Raw genomic sequence first — 1,546 nt, forward strand, 5'->3', positions numbered from 1 at the left:
TTAAGGCATTATATATCGCAAAAATCCCAGCGAACAATAAACAAAACATCAATAAATCCAAATTCCACACCCTCTTAAATCAATGATATTTCAAGGGTAATACAAGTGGTTAAATATGTAAACGAGAATGAGCATTTAAAGCTAAACTGCCCCTTTACTTCCATAAGAAGTTCAATATTGTATCTTCTAACCTTTTCTTATTTTCAACATTGAATTAGCATTCGCTTGAAATTCATATGGAACTTTTATTTCTTCAACTATGTAGTTACAATCAGCAAGATAACTAAATATCTTATCTAAATGCTTATATCTTTTTCCCTCTAAATCAACTAAAGGAAAAATACGAACTTCCTCTTTTGTAACCCTCAACAATTCGTTCAGAGTTTCTAAGTGAAATAGATAATCTAACCTGTCCGCATACATAAATAAAAAATGTGCTGAGAGAAGAATCTCAAATTCATCATTCTTAAATGGCAAGGAAGGCAAGTTAGCTGGGATATATCTTTCACTTGATTCTTTCATATCGTTAGCACATTCTTGTAATGCAGTTAAACGATGCTTTCTAAGACTTTCAATATCCTTAAAATAGTCCCATTTATAGTTGCTTTCAGCTTTTTTCATATGCTTCATTGCGTGTTCAATATCCTGAAGACCTTTATTATTTAGGTCTTCACCAGAATGATAATAGGCAATATCACAAGCCGTTATATCTAACCCTGCTTTGTTTCCAACAGCTGTAAATGAACAAGCCCCTGCTGGACAATCCAGTATTTTCTTTCCTTGCAGTTCATCTTCTGTAAGTAAAAACATATCCATATACTCTTCAAAAGTTCGCCCAATGAAAACTATTCTTTCTAAATCTAACTTTGTACTCTGCTCAATTTTACCCAACTGAATCCCCCCCTTTTTTAAAAGACTACAGTTATAATATCGCTGTTGGTGAAATAACCCAAATTTATTAAACTGAACTGCCCCGTTAGCTGTACTAGAAAAGTCTATTCTTATCAATAAAGAAGTATAGTATTGAAATTACTGCGAATAGACTATAAAGACTAACCATCCAATCAGAATAAAATTTGGAACTATTAGTAATATAGATAACCTTATCCATTTCTTTGCTAATGAAATTGCTGCACCTACATAAAAAAGAGGGCACAATAAGAGCAATATTCCGAAACGAGGTGTAGCCGAAAGATAAATTGATAAAGGTAATATAAGTATTGAGGATATCAAAAGAAATATTGGTTTTTTAAAAATTATGGATAATATTGCAATAAAAAGTGAAATGATCATAAAAGGCCAAAATAGTAGCTCCATAAAAATCCTCCAATCTTTCAATAGTAATCAATCTTTGATAAGTTATATTCTCCATACTTGTTGAGCTAAACTGCCCCTTTAACAGCAAAGAAAAAGACTCAATCGATCAATTGTATAAGTTGATTGAGCCAATGAAATTAAACAAGCCATTAATCCTTTTCTTTATTTAATGACTTGTTTAATTTTCTTATTTCTTCTGTTTGATCAATAATATTGTTATTCAAAACTC

At 31.1% G+C, this 1,546-nt stretch carries 1 protein-coding gene; it reads right to left on the minus strand.

Going from position 1 to position 1,546, the window contains the following annotated elements:
• Positions 1–186: 186 nt before the first annotated feature.
• Positions 187–891, minus strand: a complete 705-nt coding sequence (locus tag ACY8DX_RS21220; RefSeq protein WP_462406998.1) for an SAM-dependent methyltransferase — start codon at positions 889–891, stop codon at positions 187–189.
• Between the last annotated feature and the right edge of the window lie 655 nt (positions 892–1,546).

This window comes from Gracilibacillus sp. Marseille-QA3620, assembly GCF_054950035.1.